This window comes from Amycolatopsis silviterrae (assembly GCF_042684085.1).
Lineage (GTDB): Bacteria > Actinomycetota > Actinomycetes > Mycobacteriales > Pseudonocardiaceae > Amycolatopsis > Amycolatopsis silviterrae.
Map to the genome: position 1 here is coordinate 82,668 of NZ_JBHUKS010000004.1, position 24,614 is coordinate 107,281.

The window sequence follows — 24,614 nt, forward strand, 5'->3', positions numbered from 1 at the left end:
GTCACACTTGGTGTGCGTTGTAGGGAGTAAGGCGCGTGGAGTCCGCCGCGCGCGCAGCCTCAAAGGAGCCCCGTGTCCACCGTTCCCGCCGATCTCTCCGGTAAGAGTGACGCCGAGCTGATCGCAGAGGTGCGCGCGGGAAAGATCGCGTCCTACGGTCCGCTCTACGAGCGGCACAGCGGTGCCGCGCACAACCTCGCCCGCCAGCTCGCGCGGTCCAGTTCGGAAGCCGACGACCTCGTGTCCGAGGCGTTCTCGAAGGTGCTGGACACGCTGCGTGGCGGGAAGGGCCCGGACAGCGCCTTCCGCGCGTACCTGCTTACGGCGCTCCGGCACACCGCGTACGACAAGACTCGCCGCGACCGCCGGATCGACCTGAACGAGGACATGAGCGACGTCGGCGGGGCCGCCGGCGAGGCGCTCACCGTGCCGTTCTCCGACACCGCCGTCGCGGGCCTTGAGCGGACGATGGCCGCGAAGGCGTTCGCGCGGTTGCCGGAACGCTGGCAGGCGGTGCTGTGGCACACCGAAATCGAGCAGCAGAGCCCGGCTGAAGTCGCGCCGCTGCTCGGCTTGACCGCGAACGGCGTGTCCGCGCTCGCGTACCGCGCCCGGGAAGGGCTTCGCCAGGCGTATCTGCAGGTCCACCTGCAGGAAAACGGTACGGATCGCTGCCGGGCGACGGCCGAGCGGCTCGGTGCCTGGACGCGCGACGGGCTGTCCAAACGCGAACGCTCGCAGGTGGAAAACCACCTCGACGAATGCGAACAGTGCCGGCTGCTCGCGGCCGAACTGGCCGACGTCAACGGCGGTCTGCGCGCGATCATCGCCCCGATCGTCCTCGGCGGCGCCGCTCTCGGTTACCTGGCCACGATCGGTGCGGCCAAGGCGAGCGCCGCCACGGCCGGTGCCACGGCGATTGGTGCTGGCGCTGCGGCGGCAGGCGGAGCCAAGGCTGGCGCGGGGGCGGCTGCGTCCGCGCCGCGGCAGTTCGCCGGTGTCGCCGCATCCGGGGCCGCGGTGGTGGCCGCGGTCGCGGTCGCCCTGGCTGCGGGTGGCGGAACTCAGACCATCCCGACCGCGCAGCAAGCACCCGCGCCGCCGCCAGCGGCCGCGCCCGCACCTGCGCAGCCGCCAGCTCCCCCAGCACCTCCTGCCGCGCCGCCAGCTCCGCCGGCCCCGCCGCCTGCTCAGCCCGCGCCTCCGGCCGTGCAACCGCCCGCCGCACCTCCGGCGGCTCCGCCGGCGCAGCCACCAGCGCAGAACCCGACCACGAAGCCGTCCCTGTCCGCGACCCTTCCGCCGGGCGGGGTCGAACTCCAGCCGGGCGGTGGACCGGTCGCACTGCCGATCACCGTGCGCAACGACGGCAATGCCGTGTCCGATCCGGTCCAGGCGAAGCTGGACCTGCCGCCTGGCGTGGAGGCCGTACCGGCGAACGGCGGCGGCGCGGCTGGCGCGTACTCCAGCGAAGCGGCCGCACAGTCCGGGCCGATGCAGGTCGCGTGTCCTGGCGGTACGGGCACGGTCACCTGCAAGACCGGGAGCGGTCTGCAGCCTGGACAGTCGGCCGTGCTGATGTTCCGGCTGCAGGCGAACGAGGACGCGAAGGGCGGGACGGTGAAGGGCACGGTCACGGCCGGTGCTTCCATCAACGTCACCGTCAACGTCCAGGTGAAGGTCAAGGCCCCGAAGGACGACCTGTCGCTGGCCGCCCATGCGCACGGAGCGCCGTGGAAGCTGAAGCCGCTCATCGACGCTGACGTGCGGAACACCGGCGAAAGCACGAAGCCAGTGACGATCACCTTCGACCACCGGGTCGAGGGCCAGGTCAGCTTCAAGCAGTTCAAGTGCACGTCCGGCGGTTCGAGCACGAGCTGCACGAGTGTCAAGCCGCTGGCTCCGGGCGAACAAGCGTCGCTGTGGGTGCTCGTGGACCGCAAGCCGTTCGAGGGTCCGCTCACCGTCACCGTCGGCGCGTCGCTCGGCAGCGCCTCGGCGAAGCCGGTGCCGGTGCCGCTCGGCTGCTGGTGGGACATGTGCCACGACCCGACGATCGGACCGCTGTCGTCCACGTCGGTGCCGCTGCCGACGACGCCGTCGAAGAGCCACACGCCGAGTTCGTCGAAGCACCCGAAGCCGAGCTTCACGCCGCCGACCACGCCGTCCTCCGACGAGGAGACCCCGGAGTCGACGCCGAGCAACCCGGCCACCACGACGAGCGCGCCGCCGAACCCCGGTCCGAGCAGCAAGCCGGGCAAACCCGGTAACCAGGACAAGCGCCCGCCGTCGGTCGAACCCCGGGGGTTCTTCGGCTGGTTCACGGAGTAGCGTCCGCCGGGTGCGCGAACTCCTGGCGAAGCACCGTGAACTGGTCCGTTTCGCGCTGGTCGGCGGCACGAGCTTCGTCATCACGCTGACGATCACGTACGTCCTGAAGTTCACCGTGCTGCGGACCCATCCGGTCACCGCGCTGATCGTCGGTGTGCTGGTCGCCACGATCTTCTCGTACGTCGCCAACCGCGAATGGGCGTTCCGCACCCGCGGCGGCCGGGAGCGCGCGCACGAGGCCGCGCTGTTCTTCCTGATCAGCGGGATCGCGCTCGGGCTGAACGCGTTGCCGCAGTGGGTTTCGCGGTACGTCCTGCAGCTGCAGGTGCCGCACGTGAGCCTGGTCGGCCAGGAGGTCGCCGACTTCGTGAGCGGGATGATCCTCGGCACGCTGCTCGGGACGCTGTTCCGCTGGTGGGCGTTCAAGAAGTGGGTTTTCCCCACGGAGGGCGCCCGGCCGGAAACAGCGGAGAATGACAATCGGGATATTCCGGACCGTAAGGCCGCCTGAGACCTGCCGTGACCTCGAATTCTCTAGACTGCGATACGTGACCGTCGTCGAAACCGTGCTCGCCCGCACTCCCGAGCCGTTGCGCTCCGTGCTCGTGAAGCACCGGGAGCTGCTGAAGTTCGCGATCGTGGGCGGCACGACCTTCCTGGTCGACAACGGCGTCTGGTACCTGCTGAAGCTCAGCGTGCTGGAGTCGAAACCGACCACGGCGAAGGCGATCGCGATCATCGTCGCGACGATCGTGTCGTACGTGCTCAACCGCGAATGGTCGTTCCGCACCAGAGGCGGCCGCGAACGCGCCCACGAGGCGACGCTGTTCTTCCTGATCAGCGGCGTCGCGGTGGTGGTGAACCTCATTCCGCTGCTGATCTCGCGGTACTGGCTGCACCTGGAGGTGCCGCACGTGTCGCGGTTCGTGCAGGAGGTCGCGGACTTCGCGAGCGGATCGATCATCGGCATGCTGCTGGCGATGGTGTTCCGGTTCTGGGGGTTCAAGAAGTGGGTGTTCCCGGATGAGCTGGGGGAACGGCGGAAGGACGGGGTGCCCCGGATTCCCCGGTGACCCGGCTGGCGCTGGTCGACCTTGACGGGACGCTGACCGATCTCGATGGGGCGTTTTCTCGGTGGGCGAAGGAATTCGCTGCTCGGTACCGGCTTCCCGGAGGGGCGGCGGACTGGCTGGTCTCCGCGCGGCGCGAAGGCCCGATGGACCAGTTCTTCGCCGGAGCCCGGCAAAGGTTCGATCTCGCTGAGCCAGCTGAACAGCTGTGGGCAAGCTATCGCGCGAGGATCCCGCAGCTGGTGCTGCTCTACCCACACGTGCTTGACGATCTCGGTGCCCTTCGCACCGCCGGTTGGCGAATCGGCATTGTCACCAACGGAATGCGGGACAACCAGCTAGCGAAGCTCGAACGCACCGGCCTCGTCAACGCGGTCGACGGCTACTGCATTTCCGACACGGTCGGCCTGCGCAAGCCCGACCCGCGCATCCTTCATCTCGCTGCTCAGCACTGCGGAACCACGCTGACGCCCGACGATTGGCTCATCGGCGACAGCCCTCGCCTCGACATCGCAGGCGGGCATCGAGCCGGAATACGCACCCTCTGGATCAGCCGCCACCGCACGTGGCCGCAAGATCAACAACCGCCCCACCGCGTCGCAACTAGCCTGCGGCAAGCCGTCCGGCACCTGCTCACCGAGGAACCGGCTCCGCGGGCCACCGCAATTCCCCCACCTCGTCAGGACGCGGCACCTTCAAGAACAGACTGAAAATCGCCGGCCGTTTATTCGACAGTTCCAGCCGTCCGCCATCCGCCTCGACAAGTGCCCGCGCCAGCGCCAAACCCACTCCAGTCGATCCCCCGCCGGAAAACCCGCGCTCGAAAATGTGCGGCGCGATTTCATCCGGCACCCCGGAACCGGTATCCGCGACCTCGATCACCACGGTCCCCTCCGCGTCGCCTCGGCGGGCGGACAGGGTGACTGTTCCCGCGCCATGGCGCAGGGCGTTGTCCAGCAGCACCCCGATCACCTCACGCAGCCGCGCCGGAGTCACGCGCACCATCAAGCCGTCCGCGACCTTCAGGCGCAGATTCCGGCCCTCGACGCGCAATAGCTGGCGCCATTCCTCCGCGACAGCGGGCAACGTGATCGGCAGATCGACCGGCTCGGCGTCTACCTCGCGGGCGGCTCGGGCGGCGGCCAGCAGTTCGTCCAGGGCTTGGGCCAGCCGGTCGGCTTGTTCCTGCGCCGCCCGGGATTCTTCGACGACGTCCGGGTCCTCGTGGCCGGTCAGTGGTTCCAGCCGGAGCTGCAGCGCGGTCAACCGGCTGCGCAGCTGGTGCGAGACGTCCCCGACCAGCTGCCGTTCCCGTTGCACGAGCTGTGCCAGCGCGGACCCGGACGTGTCGAGGGCCTCCGCGACCATGTCCAGCTCGGCCACGCGGTAGCGGCTCGGGTCGGGGCGGAAATCGCCGCCGCCCAGGCGGGACGCGCGGTCTGCGACGTGCCGGAGCGGCTTGGCCAGGCGGCGTGCGGTCACGGTGGCCACCACCGTGCCGGTGCCGACCGACAACACCACCAAGAGCACGACCAGCAGCGTCACCTGTGTCTGCTTCGTGCGTACCGGACCGCTCGGGATGGCCAGCATCACCGTGCCGCTGCGTGCGGTCGGCACCGATTCGACCACTGGGTTGGGGCCGGGGTTCGCACCGAGGTGTTTTTCGCTGAATCCCTCCGCGCGCACGATCAGCATGCCGCCGTCGGGCACGCCGACCCGGAATTGCTCCAGGTCGATTTCCTGGCCGTTCGCGACCTGGGTGTCGACGGTCGCGGCGATGTTGCGGGCTCGTTCGGCCAGGCTTTCCCGGTTGAGGTTCTCCACCAGCCGCCACGCGGTGACGCCGAGCGGGATGCCCAGTACGGCCGCGGTGACCAGCACGGCGAGGAGGATCGCCAGCAGGATCCGGCGGCGCATGCTCATCGGCGGCTACTCGACATTGAACCGGAACCCGACGCCGCGCACGGTCGCGATGCGCCGCTCCGCGTCGGAGTGCGCCGGCTTCGCCTGCCTGCCCGCGGCCTCGTCGGCGGCGACCGCGAGTTTGCGGCGCAGCCAGGACATGTGCATGTCGAGCGTCTTCGACGTCTTGGACTCCAGGTCGTTCCACACCTCGGCGAGGATCTCGTCGCGGCTCACGACCTGCCCGGCCCGGTTCATCAGCACGCGCAGCAGTTCGAACTCCTTGTTCGCCAGCTGCACCTCGTGCGAGTCCACAGTGACCAGTCGCGCGCCGAGGTCCATCCGGACGCCGCCCGCCTCCAGCACCTCCGGCACCCGGCGGCGCAGCAGCGCGCGGATCCGTGCGAGCAGTTCGGCGAGGCGGAACGGCTTGGCCACGTAATCGTCCGCGCCCGCGTCGAGGCCGACGACGAAATCGACCTCGTCGGTGCGCGCGGTGAGCATCAGCACCGGCAGTTCGGTGCCGCTCGCGCGCAGTCTGCGGCACACCTCCAGCCCGTCCATTCCCGGCAGCCCGAGGTCGAGCACGAGCAGGTCGACCCGGTGCGCGGCGGTCGCGGCCAGCACCGCCGGGCCGTCGGTGACGACCTCGATCTCGTACCCCTCCCGGTGCAGCGCGCGGGACAGCGGCTCGGCGATGGCCGGATCGTCTTCGGCAAGTAGGACCATGCTCACCTGGCCAACCTTACGGCGAACGGGCGTGAAACCATCGTGACCGTGCCTGCCTACTCGGATGACCTAGCTCTCGCCACCCGGCTGGCCGACGCCGCCGACGCGCTGACTACCGCCCGCTTCCGCGCGCTCGACCTCGCGGTGTCCGCGAAACCGGACCGCACGCCGGTGACCGACGCCGACACCGCCGTCGAGGACGCGATCCGCGAAATCCTCTCCACGGAACGGCCGGGCGACACCGTCGCGGGCGAGGAACGCGGCGGCACCGCGGGCAGCGAGGGCCGGGCGTGGGTGATCGACCCGATCGACGGAACCAAGAACTTCCTGCGCGGGGTCCCGGTGTGGGCGACGCTGATCGCGCTCGTCGAGGACGGCACGCCGGTGGTCGGCATGATCAGCGCGCCGTTGCTGGGCCGGCGCTGGTGGGCGGCTCGCGGCGAGGGCGCGCACCTGCGCGACGCGGCGGGCGAACGGCGCATGTCGGTGTCGAAGGTGGCGACGCTCGGCGACGCCTATCTGTCCACGACGGACTTGAACAGCTGGACCGAGTACCACTCCCGCGAGAAGTACCTCGCGCTCACCGAGGCGTGCTGGGAGTCCCGCGCGTTCGGCGATTTCTGGAGCCACTGCCTCGTCGCCGAGGGCGCGATGGACGTCGCGGCCGAGTGCATCGTGAACCCGTGGGACGTCGCCGCCGCGCAGGTGATCGTGACCGAGGCGGGCGGCCGGTTCACCGATCTTTCCGGCGCGGAGACCTACGAAGGCGGCTCAGCGCTCTCCACCAACGGCCTCCTGCACGACGAAGCGCTGGCTGTCCTGCGCCGTCAGTGAGCGCCGGGCAGCACGCCGACCGCGCCGCGCGCCACCTGTGACCAGGTCAGCCTGCCGAAGAGGTAATGGCAGGCGACCTGTTCGGAGGTGAACGCGGCCCAGTCGTAGCGGTTGCCCTGCTCGCGCCAGAACACTTCCCAGCCGCCGTCGGAGGTCGGCAGCAGGCACCACGTGTTGTCCGTTTCGCGGCCGATCGACACGACTTCCTCGGGCACGCCGATGACGTCCAGCCATTTCCGGATCGACTGGGTGTTCATCGTGCCTCCCGCGTGACGTCGACCAGAAAACCTAGCGTGACCAGTTCGTCCGCAGACAACAGAGCACGGTAACGGATTCCGCCGCCCGGCCCGTCGAACCATTCCGCCGACGTGGCTTGCCATGCCGGCATCGGCTTCAGCACCCGGTACCGGCGGTAGCCAGACCGCAGCGCGGCGGGCGGCAAGGCGCGCTCCGCGAACGGCGTGCCGTCCGGGGCGAACACGCGGCCGTGGTCGCTGCCGAAGCGGTCCAGCAGCGTGTTTTCCGGCAGTACCACCGGATTCGGCTCTTCGACGCCGCCCTCCGCGGACGGCCACACGTACTCGGCGCCGACCACGAACCGGCGCTCCCACTCGGGACCCTCCGGCGGCACATAGCCTTCGACGACCGCCTGGGGCGGCTCCGGATCCACCGGCGGCGCGGGCGAACGGCGGAAGCCTTGCTTGACGTACCCGAGCACCTCGGTGTCGTCGAGCAACGCCGATTCCGGATGGTCGAACAGCGGACGCCGGGCGACTCCATCCGAGGGCAGCGGCAACTGCCGATCCGGCCGATCCGCCGCCACCGGCAAATGGCCGAGCGGGAACATATGCACCGAGAACAGCGCGAGCACGCTTTCCCGGTCCGTACGCGGAGAACCGACCGGCGGACGGCTTTGCGCGGGCAGCACGCCAGTGCCCGCGGGCGGGGTGGGCACCTCGTCGAAGCCGCGTTCGAGCAGCCCGCCGTACTGGGCGGGCACGCGCACCGGGCCGGTGGCCATGTCGGTGTCTGCCGGTTCGGGCTGGTCGGACACTGGCACCCTCTTCTCGGTCGTGCCGGCACCGGATCGGACGCCCGTTCGCGCCGGAAGGTTCCGGGCGAGCGGGAAACCCACCTTATCGGGCGACCGGGAGGCGCCGCCGCACCAACGCGCGGGCCAGGCCGCGCTTCTCGACCACCTCGAACCCGGCGTCGGCGAACATGCCGATCGTGCCGTGGTAGAGGTCCGAAGAGGACCGCGTCCCGACCTCCACCGGATACCCCTCGACGCTCTCCGCGCCCTGCTCGGCGGCGTAGTCCACGGCGGCCCGCAGCAACGCCGTCGCCAGCCCTCGCCGACGGCCGCGACGGTGGATGTAGAAGCAGGTCACCGACCAGACCGCGCCCGGTTCGTCCGACGCCATCACGCGCGACCGGGCCAGCCGCGGATTGTCCTTCCGCGGCGACACGGCCACCCAGCCCAGCGGTTCACCGTCGACAATTCCCAAGAGCCCCAACGGTTTCCCGTCCTGAGCCTCAGTACGGACGTGCTCCTTGCGGCCGTCCCGACCGGCGGCTTTGTAGTCCGGACCGCCGAGCCGGAAAAAGGTGCACCAGCAGCCGCCCTGCACCCCGCCCGGGCCGAAGAGCCGCTCAAACAACGGCCACGTCTCCGCCCCGAGCGGGACGAACTCGGGAGCGCTATCCGGCAAGCGCGTTCACCACTCGCGAGGGCGACGGACGGCCCAGCCGCTCGGCCATCCAGACGCTGGTCTCCACCAGTTTGCCGAGGTCGACGCCGTGCTCCACGCCCAGCCCTTCCAGCAGCCAGACCAGGTCCTCGGTCGCCAGGTTGCCGGTCGCCGACTCGGCGTACGGGCAGCCGCCGAGCCCGCCTGCCGAGGAGTCCACAGTGGACACCCCGGCGCGGAGCGCGGCCTCAGTGTTGGCCAGCGCCTGGCCGTAGGTGTCGTGGAAGTGCACGGCGAGCGCCGAGGTGTCGCCGAACGCCTCGATCAGCCGGGTGACCTGGTTCGTGGTCGCGACGCCGATGGTGTCGCCGAGCGAGAGCTGCGAGCAGCCGAAGTCGAGCAGCCGCTTGCCCGCCCGCACGACCTGCTCCGCGGCGACCACGCCTTCCCACGGGTCGCCGAAGCACATCGACAGGTAGCCGCGGACCTCCAGGCCCTCCTTGCGGGCCCGCGTGACCACCGGTTCGAACATGGCGAACTGGTCGTCGAAGGTCGAGTTCAGGTTGCGCTGGGCGAAGGTCTCGGTAGCGCTGGCGAAGATCGCGATGTGGTCGACGCCCGCGTCGAGCGCGCGGTTGAGGCCGCGGTCGTTCGGCACCAGGACCGGGTAGCGGACGCCGTCGTGGCGGTCGAGCCCGGCGAGCAACTGTTCGGCGTCGGCGAGCTGCGGCACCCACTTCGGGTGCACGAAGCTGGTCGCTTCGAGAGTGGTCAGCCCGGCGCCGGCGAGCCGGTCCAGGAATTCGAGCTTGACCTCGACCGGCACGACCGAGCCCTCGTTCTGCAGCCCGTCGCGCGCCCCGACCTCCCAGATCTCCACCCGGGGCGCCGTCCCGCCCGCGGGGACTCGTTCCGGCAGGCCGACCTCTCGAGCACCCACGTCAGCGTCTCCTTCCGCGCGGTTCCCGGCCGCGCGGGGGCAGAGGTTCGGTGTCCTGCGGACCGGGCGCGCCGTGGTAGTCGTCGTAGGGATTGTCGTTGACTTCGCGGTAAATGACCGTATGCACGTGCTCGACGTGGGGAATGTCATCGAAGCGCAGCGGCTCGTCCGAGGCCGACTCGATGATGAGCGTGCCGCAGCCGAAGATCCGGTCGAGCAGGCCGTGCTCGAACTGCACGCTGTTGATCCGCGACAGCGGGATGTCGATGCCGGTGCGCTTGAGCACGCCCTCGCGCGCGATCAGCCGGTCGGTGGTCACGATGAAGTGCGTCGTGCGCCAGCGGACCAGCGGCGCGAGGAACAGCCACACCACGAGGACGAACGCCACCACCGCGATCGCGATCATCGACACGTTGTTCCACGGCGCGGTCAGGTCCTTCGTGACCAGGAACAGCCACACCGCCGCGCCGACGGTGATCACGAACGCCAGGAACGGGAAGATCAGCATCTTGAAGTGCGGGTGGCTGTGCACCACCACGCGCTCGTTCTGGCTGAGCAAATCGTCCGGATAGGCCACGGCGGGCGCTCCCCTGCGAATGTGTGCCGATGTGGTGGATCCACCGTACCGGCGCTGGCCCCGCGCGGGCGCGCCCGTTCCGGTCAAGCGGGGCGGACGTGCACCACATCACCGGCGAAAACGGTCAGCCGCCGCCCGTCGGCGACGTCGACCTGCAACTGGCCGGACGCGTCGAGGTCGGCGGCGCGGCCGGTGAGCGTGGACCCGTCCGGCAGCTGCACCCGCACGTCCTGGCCGAGCGTCGCGCACCGCGCGCGGTAGTCGCCGAGCAAACCGGCCTCGGTGAGGTCGCCGCCCGCCGTCCGCCAGCGGCGTTCGAGATCGTCGAGCCTGGTCAGCAGGCCGAGCGCGATCTCGGTGCGGTCGGTGGTCGACGCGCCCTGCTCGGCGAGCGAGGTCGGGGGCAGGCCGCCCGGCCCGGCCGGGACGTCGTCGCCGAGCGGCAGGACGTTCAGCCCGATGCCGAGCACGACGGCCGCTTCGCCGGTGCCGACGGCTTCGGCGAGGATGCCCGCGCACTTGCCCCGCTCGGGGCCGGCGAGCACGTCGTTAGGCCATTTGAGGGCGACGTCGACACCCAAATCGGTGGCGAGCGCGTGCACCGCGAGGCCGGCCACCACGGAAAGTGAGCCGAGCGCGGAGAACGGCACGCCCGCCGGGCGCAGCGCCACGCTCAGGTACAGCCCGGCCCCCTTGGGCGAACTCCACGAACGGGCCCGCCGCCCTACTCCGGCGGTCTGGTGCTCGGCCAGCAGAACGGTCCGGTCCGCCGCCCCCGAAGTGAGGGCTTCCCGCAGGTCAGCGTTGGTGGAACCGGTCGTCTCCACGACGTCGAGGCGGGCGTAGCGGCCGCCGAGTCCGTCCCGCAGCCGCGCCGCGTCGAGTTCAGCCATGTGCCCACAATATGCCCACAATATGAGAGTCCCCCTAACGTGCAAGCCGTTCGCTCGTTACCCAGAGGTGCGCTCTTCTAGATTGGACGCCGTGACGCCGGAATCCCCCACCGCCGACGCGCCGCCGAAGCCCGCCTGGGCTCGTGGCGCCCTGCATCGTGGCCTCGTGGCGTTGCCGCTCGTCGCCGGGCTCGCCACCGCGGGCTGGCTGGTGGCCGGACGCGACCAGCCCGCTCCCGTTCCGGCACCGGCCGCGCTCACCGCGCCGGAGCCGGCCAAGACCGTCAGCGGCCCGTCGGTCCTGCAAGCGAGCGCTCCGGTGCAAGCCCAGGAACCGGCGCAGGGCGCGGCGGGCGGAGGCGGTGGTCCGGCCCCGCTGCAGAAGTGGGCGGATTCGCTCGCCGGGCCGCTGGACATCCCGGCCCCCGCGCTGCTCGGGTACGCCAACGGCGAGCTGACCATGCGCAAGGAGCGGCCAGACTGTCACCTGTCGTGGGTCACGCTGGCTGGCCTCGGCGTCGCCGGCAACAACCACGGTCGCGGCGACGGGGCCGCGATGGGGCTTTCGACGCCGCAGTGGAAGAAGTACGGCGCGCACATCCCGGGCATCGCGAACCCCGCGCTGTCCGACCCGTCGTCAGCGTCCGTCGCCGCGGCCCGCGCGCTGTGCGCGAGCGGGGTCGACCTGTCCGCGGGCAACGGCTGGTGGAAGGCCGTGGCCGGTTACCAGAACGGCAGCGGCATGGAGCTGTTCCGGCAGCGCGTGCTCGGCTACGCCCAGCTGTACGCCACGCTTTCCCTTGATCCGGCGAAGGCGAACGCGCCGTCGGTGCAAGCCACGCGGTTCGCGCTGGGACAGCTCGGCCTGCCGTACGTGTGGGGCGGCAACGGTCCCGACGCGGGCGCGGCCGGGTTCGACTGCTCGGGTCTCACCAAGGCTTCGTACGACAGCGCGGGGGTTTCGCTGCCGCGCACGGCGGACAGCCAGTTCCGGTCGATCCCGCAGGTTCCGGGCGGACAGGAGCCGAAGCTGGGCGATCTCGTCTTCTACGGCAGCCCGGCGACGCGTATCCACCACGTGGGGCTGTATCTGGGGAACGGCCTGATGATCAACGCGCCGACCGAGGGACAGGCGATCCAGATCCACACGTTCCACCGGCCCGGCGACGACTACGCCGGGGCGGGACATCCGGCGAACTGACGGCTAAGCGGAGCGGACCGCGGGGGTCGGCGGCACCATCCCGTTCATAGCCTCCGCCATCGCCAGCGGGACGTCCGGATCGGTGAACCGATGCCGCGCGGGGCAGATCAGCGTCGCGTCCGGGGTGACGGTCAACGGGCCGCTGGCACCGCACTCCGGGCAGGCCACGGTCCGCTCCGTGCCGTCCTCTCTGGACATGGTGATGGCCTCGCGCTGATTCCCGTTCATGCCCCGACCGTAGCCAAGATTCCCGTTTCCGCACGCAGCGGCGGAGTGTCGCTTATGCTCCGGAGCATTCTTCCTGACGGGAAAGGCCCACCATGTCCGCTCGTATCCTCCCCTTTCTTGCCGTGGGCGCTGCCCTCCTGATCACCAGCTGCGGCAGCGAAAGCGGCGGCACCGCCTCTCCCGCCTCCTCGCCCGCACCCGCGACCTCCTCCGCCACCGCGCAGCCCTCGACGTCCGCCCCGGCGTCGACGTCTTCGGCACCGTCGACGTCCGCCGCGGCGTCGACCGGCGGCGACGCGGTCGAGCGGTACGAGGCCTTCATGCACGCGGCAGGCAGGGAAGACCTCGCGACGGTGTGCGAGATCGCCGGTCCGGCTGCCAAGCAGGCGGAGGACGAGGGCATGGGGCCGTGCGAGAAGACGATGCCGATGGCGTTCCAGATGATCTCCCCCGCGCAGAAGAAGGCCCTGCAGACCGCCACGGTCGACCGCTCCAAGATCAAGGAGGGGGCCAAGAAGGTCGAGATCCCGGCGCGCGCGGTGAAGGCCTCGGTCAAGTTCACCGCCGGAGACCTCGGCGACGCGGTTATGGAGAATCGCGGCGGCAAGTGGTACGTAGTCGACTGAGCGCGGCCTCGGCCCAATGCCCGGCTCCGGCGCGGCGGGCCACTTCGACGGCCTTGCGGTAGTGCTCGCCGGCTGGCTGTCCTAATCGGACGGCCAGCTCGCCGAGGTAGTAGGCGACCGGCCCCAGCGTCACCAGTCCTGAACCGGCACCGGCCAGTTCGTTCTCCGCTGGGGCCAGCCGGGCATACAGCTCGCGGGCGTCGCCGGTCGAGGCGGTGAGGCAGGCGCGCAGTTCCAGCAACAGGTCGGGTCGGTCGGGTGGCAGTGCGAAGTCCACTGTGGAGTCTCGGCCGTGCTGGCGGTAAAGGCAGTGCAGCGCCAACGGCAGCAGGCCACGGTCCACTCCGGACATTCCGCTGCCGGACAATCGCGCCGCAGCACTGCGATACGCGGCTTCCGCGGCGGCGACCGGGCCGGTGACGGCCAGGCGGAGCGCGCGGTACCAGTCGGTGAACACGCTGACCAGCGGGAGGTCGTACTGCTCCCCCAGGCGATCCGCCGCGGTCGCGTGTGCGTCGGCGGCGGTGAAGTCGGCGAGCGCGGAGCGGGCCTGCATCAGCACCAGGTGGCCGAGCACCTCGAACGTCACCAATTGGTGCCGGGCGGCCAGTTCGACCAGTTCTTCCCCGATCTGCGCGCGTTCCGGAGCCAGGCCGGCGCGGGTGAACGTCTGCGTCCAGCGTGCGTTCAACGCCAGCGCCAGCAACGCCGGATCACCCGAGGACCGCGCCAGTTTTTCCGCTTCAACGGCCGCGTCGTGCGCGCGTTGCCCGCCTTCGTTGCGCAGTTCCAACGCGATGGTCGCCAACAGCCGCGCCCGCACGAGCGGGTCGGTGGGGTGCGCGTGTTCGGCCGCGTCGGCGATGCGGCGGGCCAACGCGGGGTCGTCGTTCTCGGTCCAGATTCCCGGCACGTCGAACGCGGTCAGGACCCGGATGGTCAACGCGGAATCGTCACCGGCGAGGTCCAGGGCCTCGGCGCGGTAGCGGCGCGCGGCGGCTAGGGAGCCGGTGAACGCTGACGTCCGCGCGAGTCCCATCAGCAGTTCGACGGTACGCGGCCCTTGGGCCAGAGCCGCTTGCCAGAGCCGAAGTGCTTCGTGGGGCGCGAAATCCCGCTCGGCACCTTCCGCGGCCGCCTGTGCGTAGGCAGCGCCGCGGTCGTCTCCGGCGAGCAGGAAGTGGTGGGCCAGCAAGGAAATCTCGGTTGGGCGACGGCTTGCCAAGGCCTCGCCGACCTCTCGATGTAGCTGTGCGCGCCGAGCCAGCGAGAGATCGTCGTACACCGCGTCGCGGACGAGCGAATGCGCGAACCGGAACGCCCGTGGGCCGCTCTCGGTCAGAAAACCTGCCTGCACAGCGGTTTCCAGCTCGTCAAGGACGTCGCCGAGCAGGCCGAGGTCGACGTCCGCGCCGATCACCGCGGCCTTCCCGAGCACGGTGCGCACGTGTTCGGGCAGCGCGGCAATCCGGTTTCGGACGACGTCGCGGGCTCCGTCCGGCAGGTCGCCTTCGGCATCAAGCGCCCGGGCGAGTTCCTTGACGAAGAACGGATTTCCGCCGGATCGGCGATGAATCACCTCAGCGGATTCGGCACCGACCAGCTCAGCAACTGCTTCGACCGAAAGCCCGCTCAAATACAGCCGCACCGGGTCGGCGCGCGCGAGCCGGCCCAACGCCGCGGTCAGCTCCGGAGAGACTTCGGTCGTCCGATACGTCGCGACCAGGAGCACCGATTCCGCCGAAATCGACGTCAGCAGTGCCAGCGTTTCCTCGCCCGCCCAATGCAAGTCGTCAAGCACGAGCAGCAGCGGACCCGGCACCTGCGCGATGCGCGCGGCCACCGCTTGATGCCACTCGAACCGCGCCACCGCCGGATCGCCAACCGTCGGCCGAGGCGGGACCGCTTCGCCCAGCGCGGCGAGGATGCGCGTCCACGGCCAGGCGGGCGGCACCCCGGCCCCGTCCGGATTCACGCCCCACGCCGTGGTCCAGCCCAGCCGGGCGGCGAATTCCTCGACCAGCGCTGTCTTGCCCGCGCCCGCCTCGCCGGACACCAGCGCAAGCCGGAAGCGCTTGCGTTCCGCGACCTCCGCCGCGACCTCGGCCAGCCGCGCCAATTCCGCGTCTCGCCCGGCCAACCGCCGGGGAACGGCCGGCGCCAGCTGCGGTGCCTGCGCGAGGATGTCCTGCTCCACCTGCCGCAACGCCGGACCCGGATCGACGCCCAGCTCCGCTGCCAGCCCGGCCCGGGCCCGGCGCAACGCGGCAAGCGCGTCCCCCTGGCGTCCAGCGCGGTACAACGCGAGCGCCAGCAGCCGCCACGCTTCCTCTCGCAACGGATGAGCGTCCACAAGAGACTCCAGGTCCGGCACCGCTTCGGCGGCACGGCCGAGATCCAGCAGACCGGCGGCCCGCCGTTCCAGCGCGAGCAACCGAAGTTCGTCGAGCCGAGCCCGTTCGGCGCGCGCCCACGGCTCGTCGGCGAACTCCGCGTACGGCTCGCCTCGCCACCAGCCGAGCGCCTCGTCCAGCTGCGCGACCGACGGCGTGCCCCGCAGCAACGCCTCGAACCGCCACGCGTCGACCTGCTCCGGCTCAGCGCGCAACGCATACCCCGGCCCGGCGGTGACCAGCAGCTTCGCGGGTGTCCTAGGCGGACGGTCCGGTTCGAGCGACCGCCGCAACGCGCCAACGAAGGTCTGCACCGCGCCGACCGCACCCGCCTTCGGCTCCGTCCACAACGCGTCGACCAGCGCGTCCGTCGAAACCACCTGTCCACGGGCGACGAGCAGACGCGCGAGCACCGCACGATGCCGCGGCCCGGGCAACGCCACCGGCCCGCGCGCGTCGTGGGCCGTCAGCGGGCCCAGCACCGAGAACGAGATGGTCATCGGTTCCGTACTGTAATCAGCTCGGCCGTTGCTGATCGGTTGCTGATCGGCCCGGCGCACGCTGGGTCGCATGAACTTCGACTACCAGCGAGTGCCCGTCGCCGACGGGGTTTCCCTCAACGTCGGCGTCGCGGGCTCCGGCTCCCCCGTCGTCCTGCTGCACGGCTTCCCGCAAACCCACCTGATGTGGCGGCACGTCGCCGCCGACCTCGCCGCCGACCACACCGTGCTGTGCCCGGACCTGCGCGGCTACGGCGACAGCGACAAGCCCGCCGACACCGGCGAGACCTACTCGAAGCGCACCATGGCCGCCGACGTCGTCGCCCTCGCGCGCGCTTTCGGGCACGAGCGGTTCGCGCTGGCCGGGCACGACCGCGGCGCGCTCGTCGCGATCCGCGCCGGCCTCGACCATCCGGACCACGTGTCCCACCTGGCCATCCTCGACGTCCTGCCGACGCTGGACATGTGGGACGTGCTGCACGGCGTCAACGCGGCCGTCGCCTTCCACCTCTACCTCATGGCGCAGCCGCCCGGCCTGCCCGAACAGCTGATCAGCGGCGCGCCGGACGCGTTCTTCAGCTACTTCCTCGACCAGTGGGGCGCCGACCCGGAGGCCATCCCGGCCGGCATCCGCGCCCGGTACCTCGAAGCGAGCCGGAACGCGGTCCCGTCGATCGTGGCCGACTACCGCGCCTCCGCGGGCATCGACGTCGAGCACGACCGCGCCGACCGGGACGCCAGCCGCCAACTGGAGATGCCGGTCACGGTGCTGCAGCAGGATTGGGGCGTCGCACTGGGCTACGACGCGGTCGCGCTCTGGCGCGCCTGGGCGCCGTCCTGCGTGCACGAGACCGTCACCAGCGGGCACTTCATGGCCGAACAGGCACCCGCTGTGGTGACGAAAACACTGCGCGAGTTGCTGCTGCGCTGAGCATCGGGGTAGGCCCCGGCGGTGCCCAACTGGAATGTCAGACTGGTCCGACCAGCAGATCTGACAACCAGGGAGAGCGATGGGCGACGGGCAATCTGCCGCCGAGGTGCTCTCCGCGGAGCTGGCGACGCTGCGCGCGCGAGCCGGGAATCCGTCGTTCCGCAAGATGGCCGGCCAGTCCGGGCAGATCTCGCACACCACGCTGCACGAGGCGGTCCGCGGCACCCGGTTCCCGTCGTGGGACACCACGCGCGAGTTCGTCCGGGCGTGCGACGCCGACGAACAGGAGTGGCGGCGGCGCTGGGAAGAGCTGAAAGGCGTGCCGCCGGAACCCGAGCCCGCCGCCGTTGAACCGGTGGTGATCACCTCGGAGCCCGCGGTGCCGGCCCTGGAAAAACGCCGCCGCCCCCGCCGCAAGTACGCGCTGGCCGCAGTCGCGTTCGTCGTCGTGCTTCTCGCCGCCGTCGCCGCGTTCGTGGTGCCGAAGCTGAACCGCGCCAGCCTGGTCGACGTCGGGGCGCGCGTGCCCGGCGACAACTCCAAGTTCCTCGCCGACGTGACCGTGCCCGACGGCACCGTCATTCACGTCGGCGAGACCGTGCAGAAGGTGTGGGAGCTGCAGAACACCGGCTCCGCGATCTGGCACCAGCGGTACCTGCAGCGGATGGACCTGCCGCCGAGCCCCGGCTCCTGCCGCACGCCGGACCGGGTGCTGATCGGCGACACCCCGCCCGGCGACCACGTGATGGTGAGCGTCCCGCTGACCGCCTCGGCCGCGCCGGGCAAGTGCTGGATCGGCTGGAAGATGGTCGACGCGAACGGCGCGGAGTTCTTCTCGACCCGCCGCCCGGTGTATGTGCTGGTGACGGTCGTCTCCTGACGCGTGTCAGATTCTGTAAGACCTGGTCGCCGGGGTACCGAACACCCCAGCGGGCTCGCCAGGATGGGTGCCGCTGGGGGTCGGTCCGTGGCAGCCGCGCACAGCGCTGCCACGGACCGCCGAGTTCAGGCCGACCGGCGGAAGGTGGTCCGGTAGGCGCTCGGCGAGACCCCGAGCGCGGCCTGCAGATGCTGCCGAAGCGACGCCGCCGTCCCGAATCCGCATGCCGCCGCGACCCGGTCCACCGGCAATTCCGATTCCTCCAGCAGCTGCCGCGCGCGCTCCACCCGCTGCTGGGTCAGCCACTGCAACGCCGACATCCCGACCTCGTCCCGGAACCGCCGGGTGAACGTCCGAGTGCTCATCGACTCGCGCATCGCCAGGTCGCGCAGGGTGATCGGCCGGTCGAGATTCTCCAGCGCCCACGCCCGCGCGGCCGAGGTGGACGACGACCTCGGCTCCGGCACCGGACGGCGGATGAACTGGGCCTGCCCGCCCTCGCGATGCGGCGAGACGACCGTGCCGCGCGCGACCTCGTTGGCCACCGTCGCGCCGAAGTCGCGGCGGATCATGTGCAGGCAGAGGTCGATGCCGGACGCGACGCCCGCCGAGGTGAGGACGTTGCCGTCCTCGGTGTAGAGCACGTCCGGGTCGAGGAGCACGCGCGGATACTCCAGCTGGAACTCGCACGCCGAACGCCAGTGCGTGGTCGCGCGGCGGCCGTCGAGCAGGCCCATCGCGGCGAGCACGTACGCGCCGGTGCAGATCGAGGCGATCCGGGTGTCCGCGCGCACCAGGTTCATCGCGTACTTGAGCTGCGCGGTCAGCTGGTGCCCACCGGGTTCGTACTCGAGCGAGGACGCCGGCACGACCACCGTGTCCGCCTCGGCCAGCACCTCCGGGCCCTGCGCGACCGGGATGGCGAAATCCGAGTCGGTGCGGATGTCGCCGGGCTCGGGCGTGCAGGTGACGACCTCGTACAGCCGCTCGCCGTCCGCGGATTTGGCCTGGCCGAACAGCCGGTGGACGATGCCGAGCTCCATCACGAGCATGCCGTGCCGCACCAGCACCGCGACCTTGTGCCGTCCGGGATGCCGAAAAACCGCCATGGCCCGATTCTTGCACAAGGTGGCCATCGGGCCACTGTTTTGGCCGGTTCGCCGGTTGCACCCTGGCCTCATGAACGTCTTGTGGCTCTACGCCCACCCCGACCCCGCTTCGCTCAACGGCGCGCTCCGCGACGAGGGCGTCACCACGCTGCGCGATCTCGGCCACGACGTGCGCGAATCCGATCTCTACGCGATGCGCTGGAACCCGATCGTCGACGAGATCGCGACCGTGCCCGAGGACGTCCGGACCGAGCACGAAAAGCTCGACTGGGCGGACACCGTGGTCGTCCAATTCCCGCTCTGGTGGGCGGACACACCGGCCATCCTGAAGGGCTGGTTCGACCGCGTTTTCGTGCAGGGATACGGCTACGACTACCGCGACGAAACCGGCCACACCCTGCGCTACGGCAACGGCGTGCTGGCCGGGAAACGCGCGATGGTGATCGTCACCGCCGGAGCGCACGAGGACAGCCTCGGCCCGCGCGGCGCGCACGGTTCGCTGGACGACCTGCTGTTCAACGTCCAGCACGGCACACTCTTCTACACCGGCATGACGGTCCTGCCGCCGCTCAAGGTGACCGGCACGAACCGGATGACCCCGGAGAAGTTCGACTGCGTCGCCGAGCAGCTGCGCAAACGTTTGCATTCCCTGGAAACGGCCGATCCGCTGCCGTACCGCACGCAGGACGGCGGCGACTACGACCGGCGGCTCGTCCTGCTTCCCGAGGTCGCCCCAGGTCAGACCGGGTACCCGGCACATCTGACGGCTTGACCCGTATATACCTCCGTGGTTATATACGGGCATGGCGATCCTGCGCACCACCCCTGGCGGACGACCGAGCGTGAAACTCGAACGGACCCTGGCCCACCCGCCGGAGAAGGTGTGGCGCGCGGTCACCTCGCCGGAGGAGCTGGCGCATTGGTTCCCGGCCGCGGTCACGCTGCCGGACGACCTGAGCCCGGGCGGGAAGATCACGTTCACCTTCACCGAAACCGGGGACACCAGCGAAGGCGAGATCGTCGGCTACCGGCCGCCGGAGGTCTTCGAGTTCACCTGGAACTCGGACCTGATCCGGATCGAGGTGTCGGCTGACGGTGCGGGCAGCAAACTCGCGTTCACGCATGTCTTCAACCGCGGCGAACCGGACATCGCCCTGCTCGGCGCGGGACGGCACGTCACCGGCTGGGTCGCCTGCCTCGATTCCCTCGAAGCCACGCTGGACGGCCGGACGCCGGAACTGCCGACCGACTGGCACGCGCGGATGCTGGCTACGTCGAGGAATTCGGCCTGGAGGACGGCGAAGTCCTGGACGGCGGGGTGCTGCGGTTCCGCCGCGACCTGGTGTGGCCGCCGGCCGAGGACGTCTGGAAGCGGCTGCCCCAGCCGGAAAACGGGGCGGAGGTGCTGGAGTCGCGGTCGCCGGAGGTGCTGGCCTACACCTGGCTGCACGACGGAAAACCGGCCGGGCGCGTCCGGTGGGAGGTGACGGCGGATCCGCTGGACGGGGTGCGGGTGGAGCTGACCCAGACCGTTCCGGCGGAGCTGTCCGAGCAGGTGCCGGAGTTGCTGACCACGCGGCATGAGCAGCTGAACGCGTTGTTCGCGGCGTCGTTCGGGGTGGAACTGCAGCCGTGGTCGGCGGAGCGCCGGGCGGAGGTTCGGGAGCGGTACAGCTAGCCGAGCGCGGTGTTGTACGGCGAAAACCGCACCTCGGCCGGGCCCGGCAAGGCTTTTCCGTGGAGTACCAGCCTCGGTGCCGGACCGTGGACCGCCAGCCCGCGCGCCTCGCACCACGCCGACAGCTCCGGGAACCGATGGTCGACCGCCAGCCGGAGATCGCCGGTCGCGGCGCGGGCGACGCCGCGGATCAGCGCACGGGCCTGATCCTCGTCCGCGGCCACCACCGGCCCGATCACCGTCACCCCGGCCTGCGACGTGCCCAGCGCGTAACCGTCGTCCGTCACGTGAACGTGCTCAGCCTCGAACAGCATGCGGTTCAACAACTCCCGCCGCGCGAAGCCTTGTGCCGCACTGTCCAATTCGTACACTCGCGCCACATCCGCCGGACCGATCGGCCGCGCCCCCGGGCCGCCGTCGTCGGCGAACCGGCCGCGATGGTCGTTGCAGCCGCCGTCGGACTCGAAGCCCATCGATTCGTACAGCGGACGCGCGTTTTCCGTGGTGTGCAAGGACACCACGGCGTCACCGGCGTCCTCGAGCGCCCGCGCCATCACCCGGCGGCCGAGCCCCTGCCGCGCGAACCGCTCCGCAACGACGACCATTGAAACGCTCGCGGCTGGCCCGGTCCGGGTGAGCACCGCCGCCGCGGCGAGTCCGCCGTCTGGGGCGTCGATGCCGAATCCGCGGCCGACGTCCAGCAGCATCGCCCATTTCCGTTCTTCGCGCGGCCATCCGCGATCGGTTCCGAGGTCGAGGCAAGCGGACAGGTCGGCGGGCCCGAGCGAACGGACCGAGGCGTCGGCGAGCAGCACGCTGCCCACCCTAGGCCGGGGAACACCCGTCTTGGCCAGGCTGACGCCGAAAATTCAACTGACACCTGCCATAAGCTTCGCGGGTGACCGACTCCGAAGTGCTGTCCGTCCAGCGGGTTCTCGGTGATGGCCGATTCGCCGAGGTCGGTGAGGTGCGGCTGACCGAGACCGATCCCACCGGGACTTACGTGGCCGTCGGGGGCTCGCTGGGATATCCGCAGTGGGCCGGGCACAGCGTGATGAGTTCGTCCGGCCCGACCGCCTGGAACCGTGTCGGCCTCTACCGCGCCGACACGCTCGAATGCGTTCACCTGGTTTGCCTGCCTTGGCCGGTCAATACTTTGGCGTTCCATCCGGAACTGCCGATCCTGGCCATCGGCTCCGGTTCCTACGACGGCGGCTATTTCTACGAAGGCGAGCTGACCGTCCTCGACCTCGAATCCGGCCGTGCGACCTCTGTGCTGCACGAACGCCGTGAGGTCACCGAACTTCGCTGGCGCGACCGGCGGACTCTCGACGCGAAAATCTCGGTACGCGACGAGGAACAAGAGGAAAACCTCGGCTCCCCCACCATGGCCGTCACCATCGCGGTGCCGGACTGGCGCGCTGTAAAGGCCCGTTCGCTGCACGTCGACGGCCCTGCCACGACACCGGCTGCCACGCCCGTCGCGCAGGGAAAACGCCGTCGGCAGGTCTGGGCGGTCGCCGAGCTGAGCGACGGACGGATTCTCGCCAGCCTCGAACACGTCGCCCTCGAGTGCTGGTCGGCCGCCGGAGAACGCGAATGGTCCGTGCCCGCCTCGGGCGTCGGCTGCCAGCTCTACGTCGACGCCGAGGAGAACACCGCCGTTCTCGCCACCTGGTCTGGCTGGAACGAATCCACCGCGACTGTCGAACGCGTCCGGCTCGCTGATGGGCAGGTCGAACCGCTCCGGACCTTCGCCCAGCCCGTTGTGCTCGTCACCGACTCGACCGGACAGCTCGCCATCCGTCCCCGTTCCGGAGCGACCGAGGTGCTGTCTCAGGAAAGCCGCGTCGACCTCGGCGGCTACGACCTGTTCAACCATTTCTTCGACATCCGCCGCGCCCCGGCCCTGCTGTTCCTGCAAGGCATGGGACCGCGAGCGCACGAGGACAAATGGGTCGTCGCCTTCGATCCCGCCCGGCAGCGAACCGAGCGCTTGTTTCCCCTCGAATGGGACGCGGCCAAGGGCAGGCACCTCTTCGGCGGCCCCGGCGTGTTCGTCGACGGCGCGATCGTCCACGCCACCGCGATCCACGACGGAACCGGGCTCCTGCCTGGCAACTCCTGCGTCGTCCGCCGCTCCTACCCCGACGGAAAACCCCGCTGGGTGCACCACGCCGACCACCAGGTCACCGCGATAGACACCATCGGGTACACCGTCTACGTCGCGTACAACTCCGGCGAGATCGTCGCCATCGACGCCACCGACGGGCGCGTACGAGGACGGCAGCACCTGCAGGTCAACGGCCACCCCGTCGTCCCGCTTTCGCTGCGCGCGGCTGGCGCGGACCGGCTCGTCATCGGCACGCTGGACGGCCGCGTGCTCGTCTGCGCCGTGACCGCGAGGGAGTCCTACGCCACACGCGCGGCAACCGCGCAGTAGCTAAGCTCCGCCACATGAGCAGTGCGACGCAGCCGCTCGGGACGCCGCCCGAGGGAGAACCGGACATCCACACCACGGCCGGCAAGCTCGCGGATCTCTACCGCCGCTACGACGAGGCCGTGCACGCCGGATCGGCGCGCGCGATCGAGAAACAGCACGCCAAGGGCAAGAAAACCGCCCGCGAGCGGATCGATCTGCTGCTCGACGAGGGCTCGTTCGTCGAACTGGACGAGCTGGCGCGGCACCGCTCCACGAACTTCGGGCTGGAGAAGAACCGCCCGTACGGCGACGGCGTGGTGACCGGGTACGGCACCGTCGACGGCCGTCCGGTGTGCGTGTTCAGCCAGGACGTCACGGTGTTCGGCGGCGCGCTCGGCGAGGTCTACGGCGAGAAGATCGTCAAGGTGATGGACCTGGCGATCAAGACCGGGCGGCCGATCATCGGCATCAACGAGGGCGGCGGCGCGCGGATCCAGGAAGGCGTCGTCTCGCTCGGCCTGTACGGCGAGATCTTCCGCCGCAACACCATGGCGTCCGGCGTGATCCCGCAGATCTCGCTGATCATGGGCGCGAACGCGGGCGGGCACGTCTACTCCCCCGCGCTCACCGACTTCGTCGTGATGGTGGACGAGACGTCGCAGATGTTCATCACCGGACCGGACGTCGTGAAGACGGTGACCGGCGAGGACGTCACCTTCGAGGAACTCGGCGGCGGGCGCACGCACAACACCAAGTCGGGCGTCGCGCACTACCTCGGTTCCGATGACGACGACGCGATCGCCTACGTCAAGGAACTGCTCTCCTACCTGCCGCAGAACAACCTGTCCGAGCCGCCGGAGTTCGACGCGAACCAGCCGCCGGCCGGGTTCTTCGAGAACGTCACCGACACCGACCGCGAGCTGGACACGCTCATCCCGGACTCGCCGAACACGCCGTACGACATGCACGAGGTCGTCACCCGCGTGCTCGACGACGGCGAGTTCCTCGAGGTGCACGAGCTGTTCGCGCCCAACATCCTGGTCGGGTTCGGCCGGGTCGACGGGCAGAGCGTCGGCGTCGTCGCGAACCAGCCGACCCAGTTCGCCGGCTGCCTCGACATCGACGCGTCCGAGAAGGCCGCCCGGTTCGTGCGGACCTGCGACGCGTTCAACATCCCGGTACTGACCTTTGTGGACGTTCCCGGCTTCCTCCCTGGCACCGACCAGGAATGGAACGGCATCATCCGCCGCGGCGCGAAGCTGATCTACGCCTACGCCGAGGCGACCGTCCCGCTGATCACGGTGATCACGCGCAAGGCCTACGGCGGCGCATACGACGTGATGGGCTCCAAGCACCTCGGCGCGGACGTCAACCTAGCCTGGCCGACCGCGCAGGTCGCGGTGATGGGCGCGCAGGGCGCGGCGAACATCGTGCACCGCAAGACGCTGGCCAACGCGGCCGCCGAGGGTCGCGATGTGGACGCGTTGCGCGCCGATCTGATCCAGGAGTACGAGGACACGCTGCTCAACCCGTACGCGGCGGCCGAACGCGGTTACGTCGACTCGGTGATCGTGCCCGCGCACACCCGCGGCCACATCGCCAAGGCGCTGAACCTGTTGCGCACCAAGCGCGAATCGCTGCCGCCCAAGAAGCACGGCAACATCCCCCTGTGAGGCCGC

General features: G+C 70.3%; 26 protein-coding genes. 14 read left to right on the forward strand and 12 right to left on the reverse strand.

The annotated features are described in order from the left end of the window. Window positions 1–72: 72 nt before the first annotated feature. Genes ACFSVL_RS04020 through ACFSVL_RS04035 form a run of 4 tightly spaced genes read left to right on the forward strand, consistent with a single transcriptional unit; the run spans window position 73 to window position 4,111 of the window. Entirely contained in the window at window positions 73–2,331 is a 2,259-nt protein-coding gene (locus ACFSVL_RS04020) for a sigma-70 family RNA polymerase sigma factor (protein WP_378300568.1), read from the forward strand. Between the two features lie 10 nt (window positions 2,332–2,341). Next, window positions 2,342–2,842, forward strand: a complete 501-nt coding sequence (locus ACFSVL_RS04025; RefSeq protein WP_378300570.1) for a GtrA family protein — start codon at window positions 2,342–2,344, stop codon at window positions 2,840–2,842. Window positions 2,843–2,879: 37 nt separating this feature from the next. Next, the gene (locus tag ACFSVL_RS04030) at window positions 2,880–3,404 is read left to right on the forward strand and encodes a GtrA family protein (protein WP_378300572.1); all 525 of its coding nucleotides are present in this window, start codon (window positions 2,880–2,882) and stop codon (window positions 3,402–3,404) included. Further along, window positions 3,401–4,111 (forward strand): HAD family hydrolase, encoded by a 711-nt coding sequence (locus ACFSVL_RS04035; protein ID WP_378300574.1) that lies wholly within the window; start codon window positions 3,401–3,403, stop codon window positions 4,109–4,111. The genes ACFSVL_RS04030 and ACFSVL_RS04035 overlap by 4 nt, the downstream gene beginning before the upstream one ends. Here the strand turns inward: ACFSVL_RS04035 and ACFSVL_RS04040 are convergent. After that, window positions 4,035–5,318, reverse strand: a complete 1,284-nt coding sequence (locus tag ACFSVL_RS04040) for an ATP-binding protein (RefSeq protein WP_378301955.1) — start codon at window positions 5,316–5,318, stop codon at window positions 4,035–4,037. The two genes, ACFSVL_RS04035 and ACFSVL_RS04040, sit on opposite strands and share 77 nt — an antisense overlap. A gap of 12 nt (window positions 5,319–5,330) precedes the next feature. Further along, window positions 5,331–6,032 carry a response regulator transcription factor gene (locus ACFSVL_RS04045; RefSeq protein WP_378301957.1) on the reverse strand — a complete coding sequence of 234 codons (702 nt, stop codon included), beginning with the start codon at window positions 6,030–6,032 and terminating at the stop codon, window positions 5,331–5,333. 42 nt (window positions 6,033–6,074) lie between these two features. Here ACFSVL_RS04045 and hisN point away from each other — a divergent pair, with 42 nt between their 5' ends. Further along, window positions 6,075–6,866 (forward strand): histidinol-phosphatase, encoded by a 792-nt coding sequence (gene hisN, locus ACFSVL_RS04050; RefSeq protein ID WP_378300576.1) that lies wholly within the window; start codon window positions 6,075–6,077, stop codon window positions 6,864–6,866. On the opposite strand, the gene ACFSVL_RS04055 is transcribed toward hisN, so the two are convergent. The 6 genes from ACFSVL_RS04055 to ACFSVL_RS04080 form a co-directional block, all read right to left on the reverse strand. Next, window positions 6,860–7,123, reverse strand: coding sequence for a hypothetical protein (locus ACFSVL_RS04055; RefSeq protein WP_378300578.1), 264 nt, complete (start codon window positions 7,121–7,123; stop codon window positions 6,860–6,862). The genes hisN and ACFSVL_RS04055 overlap by 7 nt on opposite strands. Continuing rightward, window positions 7,120–7,920 (reverse strand): TNT domain-containing protein, encoded by an 801-nt coding sequence (locus tag ACFSVL_RS04060; protein ID WP_378300580.1) that lies wholly within the window; start codon window positions 7,918–7,920, stop codon window positions 7,120–7,122. Before ACFSVL_RS04060 ends, ACFSVL_RS04055 begins: the two co-directional genes overlap by 4 nt. Window positions 7,921–8,002: 82 nt before the next feature. Further along, the gene (locus tag ACFSVL_RS04065; RefSeq protein ID WP_378300582.1) at window positions 8,003–8,578 is read right to left on the reverse strand and encodes a GNAT family N-acetyltransferase; all 576 of its coding nucleotides are present in this window, start codon (window positions 8,576–8,578) and stop codon (window positions 8,003–8,005) included. Continuing rightward, a complete protein-coding gene (locus ACFSVL_RS04070) occupies window positions 8,568–9,497 on the reverse strand; it encodes a hydroxymethylglutaryl-CoA lyase (protein ID WP_378300584.1) in 930 nt (309 codons plus the stop codon). The genes ACFSVL_RS04065 and ACFSVL_RS04070 overlap by 11 nt, the downstream gene beginning before the upstream one ends. 1 nt (window position 9,498) lies before the next feature. Beyond that, window positions 9,499–10,074: a PH domain-containing protein gene (locus ACFSVL_RS04075; RefSeq protein ID WP_378300586.1), complete on the reverse strand. Its 576-nt coding sequence runs from the start codon at window positions 10,072–10,074 to the stop codon at window positions 9,499–9,501. 83 nt (window positions 10,075–10,157) lie between these two features. After that, complete coding sequence (locus ACFSVL_RS04080; protein ID WP_378300588.1) at window positions 10,158–10,967, reverse strand: biotin--[acetyl-CoA-carboxylase] ligase; 810 nt, start codon at window positions 10,965–10,967, stop codon at window positions 10,158–10,160. A gap of 91 nt (window positions 10,968–11,058) precedes the next feature. Between ACFSVL_RS04080 and ACFSVL_RS04085 the strand changes: the two genes are divergently transcribed. Next, complete coding sequence (locus tag ACFSVL_RS04085) at window positions 11,059–12,168, forward strand: C40 family peptidase (RefSeq protein WP_378300590.1); 1,110 nt, start codon at window positions 11,059–11,061, stop codon at window positions 12,166–12,168. A 3-nt stretch (window positions 12,169–12,171) separates the two neighbouring features. Here the strand turns inward: ACFSVL_RS04085 and ACFSVL_RS04090 are convergent, their stop codons facing one another. Further along, window positions 12,172–12,396: a hypothetical protein gene (locus tag ACFSVL_RS04090; RefSeq protein ID WP_378300592.1), complete on the reverse strand. Its 225-nt coding sequence runs from the start codon at window positions 12,394–12,396 to the stop codon at window positions 12,172–12,174. A 122-nt stretch (window positions 12,397–12,518) separates the two neighbouring features. On the opposite strand from ACFSVL_RS04090, the gene ACFSVL_RS04095 reads away from it, so the two are divergent. Then, a complete protein-coding gene (locus ACFSVL_RS04095; protein WP_378300594.1) occupies window positions 12,519–13,022 on the forward strand; it encodes a hypothetical protein in 504 nt (167 codons plus the stop codon). On the opposite strand, the gene ACFSVL_RS04100 is transcribed toward ACFSVL_RS04095, so the two are convergent. Continuing rightward, window positions 12,982–15,915: a BTAD domain-containing putative transcriptional regulator gene (locus ACFSVL_RS04100; protein ID WP_378300596.1), complete on the reverse strand. Its 2,934-nt coding sequence runs from the start codon at window positions 15,913–15,915 to the stop codon at window positions 12,982–12,984. The genes ACFSVL_RS04095 and ACFSVL_RS04100 overlap by 41 nt on opposite strands. A gap of 70 nt (window positions 15,916–15,985) precedes the next feature. Here ACFSVL_RS04100 and ACFSVL_RS04105 point away from each other — a divergent pair, with 70 nt between their 5' ends. After that, on the forward strand, window positions 15,986–16,846 hold the full coding sequence (locus ACFSVL_RS04105) for an alpha/beta fold hydrolase (protein WP_378300597.1): 861 nt from the start codon (window positions 15,986–15,988) through the stop codon (window positions 16,844–16,846). A gap of 79 nt (window positions 16,847–16,925) precedes the next feature. Beyond that, window positions 16,926–17,726: an NBR1-Ig-like domain-containing protein gene (locus ACFSVL_RS04110; protein ID WP_378300599.1), complete on the forward strand. Its 801-nt coding sequence runs from the start codon at window positions 16,926–16,928 to the stop codon at window positions 17,724–17,726. Between the two features lie 125 nt (window positions 17,727–17,851). Here ACFSVL_RS04110 and ACFSVL_RS04115 read toward each other — a convergent pair whose 3' ends face one another. After that, the gene (locus ACFSVL_RS04115; RefSeq protein ID WP_378300601.1) at window positions 17,852–18,835 is read right to left on the reverse strand and encodes a GlxA family transcriptional regulator; all 984 of its coding nucleotides are present in this window, start codon (window positions 18,833–18,835) and stop codon (window positions 17,852–17,854) included. 70 nt (window positions 18,836–18,905) lie between these two features. Here ACFSVL_RS04115 and ACFSVL_RS04120 point away from each other — a divergent pair, with 70 nt between their 5' ends. The 3 genes from ACFSVL_RS04120 to ACFSVL_RS04130 are packed head-to-tail and all read left to right on the forward strand — an operon-like array spanning window position 18,906 to window position 20,513. After that, the gene (locus tag ACFSVL_RS04120; protein ID WP_378300603.1) at window positions 18,906–19,607 is read left to right on the forward strand and encodes an NAD(P)H-dependent oxidoreductase; all 702 of its coding nucleotides are present in this window, start codon (window positions 18,906–18,908) and stop codon (window positions 19,605–19,607) included. Between the two features lie 31 nt (window positions 19,608–19,638). Beyond that, window positions 19,639–20,322 (forward strand): SRPBCC family protein, encoded by a 684-nt coding sequence (locus tag ACFSVL_RS04125; protein WP_378300605.1) that lies wholly within the window; start codon window positions 19,639–19,641, stop codon window positions 20,320–20,322. Beyond that, window positions 20,319–20,513 carry a hypothetical protein gene (locus tag ACFSVL_RS04130; RefSeq protein WP_378300607.1) on the forward strand — a complete coding sequence of 65 codons (195 nt, stop codon included), beginning with the start codon at window positions 20,319–20,321 and terminating at the stop codon, window positions 20,511–20,513. The genes ACFSVL_RS04125 and ACFSVL_RS04130 overlap by 4 nt, the downstream gene beginning before the upstream one ends. On the opposite strand, the gene ACFSVL_RS04135 is transcribed toward ACFSVL_RS04130, so the two are convergent. Next, window positions 20,510–21,328, reverse strand: a complete 819-nt coding sequence (locus ACFSVL_RS04135) for a GNAT family N-acetyltransferase (RefSeq protein WP_378300609.1) — start codon at window positions 21,326–21,328, stop codon at window positions 20,510–20,512. The two genes, ACFSVL_RS04130 and ACFSVL_RS04135, sit on opposite strands and share 4 nt — an antisense overlap. Window positions 21,329–21,411: 83 nt before the next feature. On the opposite strand from ACFSVL_RS04135, the gene ACFSVL_RS04140 reads away from it, so the two are divergent. Continuing rightward, on the forward strand, window positions 21,412–22,956 hold the full coding sequence (locus tag ACFSVL_RS04140; RefSeq protein ID WP_378300611.1) for a hypothetical protein: 1,545 nt from the start codon (window positions 21,412–21,414) through the stop codon (window positions 22,954–22,956). A 14-nt stretch (window positions 22,957–22,970) separates the two neighbouring features. Then, window positions 22,971–24,608 (forward strand): acyl-CoA carboxylase subunit beta, encoded by a 1,638-nt coding sequence (locus tag ACFSVL_RS04145; RefSeq protein ID WP_378300613.1) that lies wholly within the window; start codon window positions 22,971–22,973, stop codon window positions 24,606–24,608. The last annotated feature ends 6 nt before the right edge of the window (window positions 24,609–24,614 follow it).